The sequence below is a fragment of the uncultured Campylobacter sp. genome, assembly GCF_938045535.1.
In the GTDB taxonomy this organism is placed as follows: Bacteria; Campylobacterota; Campylobacteria; order Campylobacterales; family Campylobacteraceae; genus Campylobacter_B.
Genome location: NZ_CALIMQ010000059.1, coordinates 1 through 6,068, shown reverse-complemented (window position 1 = coordinate 6,068; position 6,068 = coordinate 1). Strand labels below are relative to the sequence as shown.

Below are 6,068 nucleotides of genomic sequence, written 5' to 3'. Positions count from 1 at the left end.
GCTGCATTATTTGGATTTCTTCCAGTTGCAAAGGCATTTGGCTGTCGTTCTGGAATTATGTAAACTTTTGGCATAGGTAAATCGGCATTTTTTGCCAATCTTTGTATCAGGTGATATAATCTTGGGTTATTTTGGGAATTAACTTCTTGACCATTATAAGATTTGATAACCATTTTATCACTAAACCAGTAACTGTAAAAACTCATACCGCCAGCAATTATAAGTCCAATTAGTGCCCCTTGCTGATTTCCCAATGCACCACCAATTGCTACAAAGAGAAAAACTAATCCAAACATTAAAAAACCTGTTTTCATAGTATTTATAAACATAGGTATCTCTTCCTTTCTTTTATTTTTTTATTTTTACCCATATACTCATCAAAGCACATCGCGATATTGCGGATCAAAAGCGTGCCGGTAGGCGTTACTGAAATTCTATGCGGCGAGACTTGTACGAAATCCTTTAGCGCCTCAAGCTGCTTTAGGCTCGCGCCGAAATGCTCGAAAAATTTTATCTTAAATTTCTCCTCGATCGCCTCTATATCTACGCAAAAATTACTCATCAGCCCCATAATCACCTCTTTGCGCAGCAGATCCTCTTCATTTAGCAAAACGCCCCTGCAATACGGCAGCCTGCCCGCATCTATCGCGGCCTCGTAAGCGTCCATATCTTTGAAATTTTGCGCGTAGTGGCGCGCTCCTTCGCCGATGCTAGTTAGCCCGATGCCGATCAGATCGGCGCCGCCCTTGGTCGTATAGCCCTGGAAATTGCGGTGTAGCGAGCCGTTTTTAAGCGCGGTATGAAGCTCGTCTTCGGGCTTTGAGTAGTGATCCATGCCGATCATCTCATATCCGTTCGCGCTCAAAAAATCGTGTGTAAATTTCAAAATTTCAAGCTTCACTTTGGGCTCGGGCAGGGTCGTCTCGTCAAATTTACGCATAGATTTTTTGATCCACGGCACGTGCGCGTAGTTAAAGATCGCAAAGCGGTCCGGATCAAGCGAAAGCGCAAGCTCCAGCGTGCGCTTAAAGCTAGCTAGGCTCTGATACGGAAGACCGTAAATGAGATCCATATTTATCGATTTTATCCCCCTCTCGCGAGCCATGGCTATGACGTCCCTAGTAAGCTCAAAAGGCTGGATGCGGTGGATCTCCTTTTGCACGCGCTCGTCGAAGTCCTGCACGCCGTAGCTGATGCGGTTAAAGCCGTTAGAAACGAGCACGTCAAGCTGCTCGGCATTTAAAAATCGCGGATCGATCTCGCAGCTGATCTCGGCTTCAGGGCTGAAATTTTTAAAATATTTTTTGATATTTTTTATGTGGCGCGCAAGCTGTTCGGCGCTAAAATACGTAGGCGTACCGCCGCCGAAGTGCATCTGCACGACTTGCCGCGAGCCGTCCACGACGCCGCTTAAAATTTGCATTTCGCGCTCGATATAGTCCAAATACCGATCCATCTTGTCGCGCTTGCCGGTGTAGATTACGTTGCAGCCGCAAAAATAACAGGCGGAGCGGCAAAACGGCATGTGAAAGTAAAGCGACAGCGGCGTGGAGCTTTTCTGATTTTTCAGCTCGTTCAAATACCCGTCGTAACTGAAGTTTTCGCTAAATTCCAAAGCGGTCGGATAGCTCGTGTAGCGAGGCCCCGGGCGCGAAAATTTCGCGTAAGCGTCGAAGTCTATGCTATTCACGGCCGCCCGCCTTGGTTTTGATAAGCTCTTCAATGTCGATAAAAAGGTTTGGATGCAGACTTTTTACGCGTGAGACGACGGCATCGACGTCTAAGCTTAATCTTTTCGCACTCGGATTTGCGCCCGTTAGCCTTCTGATCTCGTCCATACACACGATCCATGCGTCGCCGAAATCCACCGGCGTATGCTGCAAAATCGAGCGCTCAAGCTTGAGGTTAAAATTTTCCTGCATCGCGTTTTTGGTCGCGGCGATGAGATTTGCAAGCGATTTTATCGAGATCATCGTGTGCACTTCGTTATTTTCGTCTATGCCGAACCACGGCTCCTCGTCGCTCCACGAGCCGCTTTTTAGAGTGAGTTTTTTCTCGTTGTCTTCGCCCTGCGAAATTTCAAAAACCGTCCTTTTCGAGCTATCCAGCCCGAAAAATTCGCTCGCTTTGTCGATCTTTTTTAACGCTTTATCTTTTTCTTCCATGCGTTCTCCTAAAATTTATCTTTTTTGATCCAGCCAGACCATAACGCCCTTTTGCGCGTGCAGGCGATTTTCCGCCTCTGCAAAAATTTCATCCGCGTGCGCTTCAAACACAGCCTCGCTCACCTCGTATCCGCGGTACGCCGGCAGGCAGTGCAAAAAGATCGCGTTTTTTTCAGCCAGAGCCATTAAGCTTTCATCCACGCAAAAGCCCGCGAAATCGCGAATCCTTTGCTCCTTTTCGGCTTCTTGCCCCATCGAGACCCAGGTATCGGTCGTCACGACGTTTGCGCCCGCTACCGCCTCTTTTATATCGTTCGTTATTAAAATTTTAGCGCCTGAAATTTTAGCATTTTCTTGCGCCTGCGCCAGTATCTGAGGATCGGCCTCATAGCCCACGGGCGTCGCTATTCGCAGCTCAAATCCAAGCTTGCTGGCAAGCATCAGCCACGAGTGCGTCATATTGTTGCCGTCGCCCACGTACGCGGCTTTTATCTTTGGAGTTTCAATACCGCACTCCGCGATCGTCATAAGATCCGCCATCAGCTGCACGGGATGAAATTTATCGCTTAGCCCGTTTATCACCGGCACGCGGCTAAATTCCGCGAGCTCTATGAGCGTCTCGTGGCGATTTACGCGCGCCATGATTAGATCGCACATTCGCGAAATCACGCGCGCAGTGTCTTTGATCGGCTCGCCTCGCCCGAGCTGTATGTCGCGACTGCTCAAAAACAGCGCGTGTCCGCCGAGCTCATTCATCCCCACGTCAAAGCTAACGCGCGTCCTGGTCGAGCTTTTTTCAAATATCATCGCTAATTTTTGATCTTTCAAATATGGCTTGAAATTTCGCGCCTTGGCCTCTTTTTTAATCTCAAAGGCTAAATTTAAAATTTCGATTATCTCGTCTTTGCTAAAATCGTTTAACGTAAGAAAGTGCCTCATATCGCTCCTTTATCTTTTATAAATTTACTAAAAAATTCTTTTAAATCACCTTTCGTCATATCGTTCGTAGCCACCTTTACGACTACGTCTTCCATCGCCGCATAAAATTCCTCGTCGTCCAAAACTATAGAATTCGCCGATAAAAACTAGCGTCAAATATTTCATTTATCCTTTAGGCGCTCAAAAACGCCCTATTGCTCGGCTTATCTAATTTCGCAATAACGGCGCTAGAAAGCTCGCCAAAATTTTCTATATACTCATCCCTATTTTCGGGTAAAATTTTAGCTTCAAATTTCATCTTTTTTGCTAGCTTCATCACCGCATCCAAGACGGCTTGCATTTCATTACTTTTAATTTCGAGTGCTATCTTATTCATCGCTAGCTCCTGTTTAAAATTTCCGCGATCTCCTTGGCGTGATAGGTGATGATCATATCCGCGCCGGCGCGCCTTATGCCTATCATCGTCTCCATCATCACGCGCTCATAATCGATCACGCCCGCTTTTTTACCCGCCTGCAGTAGCGAGTATTCGCCGCTTACGTTATATGCGCAGATCGGCAGCAGCGTACGCTCTCTAAGGTCTCTGATTAGATCCAGATACGCAAGCGCGGGCTTTATCATCAAAATATCCGCTCCCTGCGCCTCGTCCTGCAGACTTTCGTTGATCGCCTCAAATCTATTTGCGGGATCCATCTGGTAGCTGCTGCGGTCGCCAAAACTTGGCGCGCTCTCCGCCACGTCGCGAAACGGCCCGTAGTAGCCGCTGGCGAACTTCGTCGAATACGCCATAATCGGTAAATTTTCAAATCCGCCGCGATCGAGCGTCTCTCGCAGAGTTGCGATAATACCGTCCATCATGCCGCTTGGAGCGATCATGTCTGCGCCCGCTTTGGCATGGATGAGCGCTTGCTGCGCCGAAATTTCAAGCGTCGCGTCGTTATCCACCGTCTGATGCACATGATCGATGATGCCGCAGTGCCCGTGGTCAGTATATTCGCAAAAGCACAGATCGGTGATGACGAGCAAATTTGGAAATTTAGCCTTTATAGCGCGCAGCGAAGTAGCGATGATGCCGTCCTCGCTTAGCGCATCCGAGCCGATGCTGTCCTTTAGCGAAGGAATTCCAAAAAGTAAAATTTTATCTAGTCCTAGCGTCAAAAGGGTCTCGCACTCTTTTAAAATTTCATCCAAGCTCATCTGAAATACGCCGGGCATCGAGGCGATCTCCTTTTTGATGCCGCTTCCTTCCACCACGAAAAGCGGATAGATTAGAAAGCGGGTTTGCAGATCGGTTTGTCGCACCAGATCCCTAAGCGCGGGGTTTATTCGTAGGCGTCTAAATCGTTTAAACATTATTTTTCCTTTTTTAGCTAGAATTGTGAGATTTATAATATCACAATCGGAGTAAATTTAAGCATGGATATAAAAATTTCAGAGGTCGCAAATCTCCCCTCCCGCTTCGGAAGCTTCCGCGTTCAGTCGTTTAAGCAAGGCGAGAAAGAGCATCTAGTGATATTTAAGCAACCTTTGGATGGCGTCGTAAACGTGCGGATCCACTCGGAGTGCCTTACCGGCGATGCGATCGGCAGCCTAAAGTGCGACTGCGGCGAACAGCTCGAAGCGAGCCTAAAATATATTGAAGAGCATGGCGGCATGGTGATCTATCTGCGTCAAGAGGGGCGTAATATCGGGCTTTTTAATAAAATCAACGCCTACGCTCTGCAAGATCAGGGGCTCGATACGATCGAAGCAAACCATCAGCTCGGCTTCAAAGCAGACGAGCGAACCTACGAGATCGTGGATTTCATACTCGCTCATTTTGGAGTTTCACGCATAAATCTGCTTACGAACAACCCGCAAAAGCTGCACGATCTGAAAGTCGAAGTGGTCGCGCGCGTGCCAATAATCATCACGCCGAATAAATTTAATGAAAACTATCTGCGCGTCAAAAAAGAGCAGATGGGGCATCTGCTGTGAAGCTTGCGCCGAGCGAGAACTTTAACGAGCAGATCGCTAAATTTAAAGCCTGTCTGCAAAAATTTAACCGCGTCCATAGCCTCACGAATTACGACGATTTGGACGCGGTGGTGCGAGACAGCCTAAGCGGAGCGAATTTCATACCGCGCTATCCGCGCATCGCGTGTGACATCGGCTCGGGAGCCGGCTTTCCGGGGATCTTTTTGGCACTCGCGCTGCCGCTGTGCGAGTGGCATCTGTTTGAGCCAAATCAAAAAAAAGCGGCGTTTCTAACCTACGCGAAGGTTAGTCTTGCGCTAGCTAACGTAAAAATCCACGCCGAACGCGTGCAAGACGGCGCAAAGCTGCGCGCCGATCTGATAAGCTCTCGGGCTTTGATGAACGCGCGAAGCTTAATTGAAATTTGCCGCGGCTTTTATGATGAAAACACTATGTTTTTGCTCTACAAAGGCTCGGGCGCAGAGGCGGAAGCGGCGGAATTCTGCAAGGAATTTGCAAGCGCGCGCTGCGAAATTTTTAGCGGCGAAAACGCTTTGAAAAATAGAAAATTTTTAGTGATCAAAGGGGTGAAATAATGGGAAAAATTCTAGCCGTCGCCGTCATCGCGGCGCTCATATATTTTTTGATAGTGCCTAGATTTCGCATAAAGAAAAAGGATGATGCGACCGAGCTTTTGGCGTGCGACGAGTGCGGGACGTACTTTAGCAACGACGAGCTTGCTCTGCGCGACAAAAAGCGCCTTTGCAAATCCTGCGAAGCCAAACTAAGGGGCGGCAAATGATCATCCTAGGCCACGCGCTCGTGCCTTACGAGCCGCTGTATCTCATCAAAAACGGCGACGAAGTTTTCAAATACGACAATCTGCTCTTTAAATTTAACGACAGGCTCATCGCCGCCGCCCCGATCATGGGCGAGAGCTTGATGCCGAATGCGGGGTAGAGCACGCCCGCCGCGAGCGGGATGCCGATGACGTTGTAGAAGAACGCC

The 6,068-nt window shown here is 48.3% G+C and carries 11 protein-coding genes; 4 read left to right on the top strand and 7 right to left on the bottom strand.

The window, feature by feature from the left end; all coding sequences use genetic code 11:
• From Q0095_RS02195 to hemB, 7 genes are all read right to left on the bottom strand, one after another.
• Nucleotides 1–329, bottom strand: a 329-nt coding sequence (locus Q0095_RS02195) for a M48 family metalloprotease (RefSeq protein ID WP_297880946.1), incomplete at its 3' end; no start/stop codon positions are given.
• Complete coding sequence (gene hemN / locus Q0095_RS02190; protein ID WP_297880945.1) at nucleotides 320–1,690, bottom strand: oxygen-independent coproporphyrinogen III oxidase; 1,371 nt, start codon at nucleotides 1,688–1,690, stop codon at nucleotides 320–322. The genes hemN and Q0095_RS02195, both read right to left, overlap by 10 nt.
• Nucleotides 1,683–2,165: a DUF2603 domain-containing protein gene (locus Q0095_RS02185; RefSeq protein ID WP_005872648.1), complete on the bottom strand. Its 483-nt coding sequence runs from the start codon at nucleotides 2,163–2,165 to the stop codon at nucleotides 1,683–1,685. The genes hemN and Q0095_RS02185 overlap by 8 nt, the downstream gene beginning before the upstream one ends.
• A gap of 15 nt (nucleotides 2,166–2,180) precedes the next feature.
• On the bottom strand, nucleotides 2,181–3,104 hold the full coding sequence (argF, locus tag Q0095_RS02180; protein WP_297880943.1) for an ornithine carbamoyltransferase: 924 nt from the start codon (nucleotides 3,102–3,104) through the stop codon (nucleotides 2,181–2,183).
• Nucleotides 3,101–3,226: a hypothetical protein gene (locus Q0095_RS02175; protein ID WP_297880942.1), complete on the bottom strand. Its 126-nt coding sequence runs from the start codon at nucleotides 3,224–3,226 to the stop codon at nucleotides 3,101–3,103. The genes argF and Q0095_RS02175 overlap by 4 nt, the downstream gene beginning before the upstream one ends.
• A gap of 50 nt (nucleotides 3,227–3,276) precedes the next feature.
• Complete coding sequence (locus Q0095_RS02170; RefSeq protein WP_297880941.1) at nucleotides 3,277–3,480, bottom strand: hypothetical protein; 204 nt, start codon at nucleotides 3,478–3,480, stop codon at nucleotides 3,277–3,279.
• A 2-nt stretch (nucleotides 3,481–3,482) separates the two neighbouring features.
• Complete coding sequence (gene hemB, locus Q0095_RS02165; protein ID WP_297880940.1) at nucleotides 3,483–4,457, bottom strand: porphobilinogen synthase; 975 nt, start codon at nucleotides 4,455–4,457, stop codon at nucleotides 3,483–3,485.
• Nucleotides 4,458–4,520: 63 nt separating this feature from the next.
• On the opposite strand from hemB, the gene ribA reads away from it, so the two are divergent.
• Genes ribA through Q0095_RS02145 form a run of 4 tightly spaced genes read left to right on the top strand, consistent with a single transcriptional unit; the run spans nucleotide 4,521 to nucleotide 6,020 of the window.
• Nucleotides 4,521–5,081 (top strand): GTP cyclohydrolase II, encoded by a 561-nt coding sequence (gene ribA / locus Q0095_RS02160; protein ID WP_297880938.1) that lies wholly within the window; start codon nucleotides 4,521–4,523, stop codon nucleotides 5,079–5,081.
• Nucleotides 5,078–5,656: a 16S rRNA (guanine(527)-N(7))-methyltransferase RsmG gene (gene rsmG / locus Q0095_RS02155; RefSeq protein WP_297880936.1), complete on the top strand. Its 579-nt coding sequence runs from the start codon at nucleotides 5,078–5,080 to the stop codon at nucleotides 5,654–5,656. Before ribA ends, rsmG begins: the two co-directional genes overlap by 4 nt.
• Nucleotides 5,656–5,862, top strand: a complete 207-nt coding sequence (locus tag Q0095_RS02150; RefSeq protein ID WP_295153197.1) for a hypothetical protein — start codon at nucleotides 5,656–5,658, stop codon at nucleotides 5,860–5,862. Before rsmG ends, Q0095_RS02150 begins: the two co-directional genes overlap by 1 nt.
• Nucleotides 5,859–6,020, top strand: coding sequence for a hypothetical protein (locus Q0095_RS02145; protein WP_297880935.1), 162 nt, complete (start codon nucleotides 5,859–5,861; stop codon nucleotides 6,018–6,020). Before Q0095_RS02150 ends, Q0095_RS02145 begins: the two co-directional genes overlap by 4 nt.
• Nucleotides 6,021–6,068: the final 48 nt, after the last annotated feature.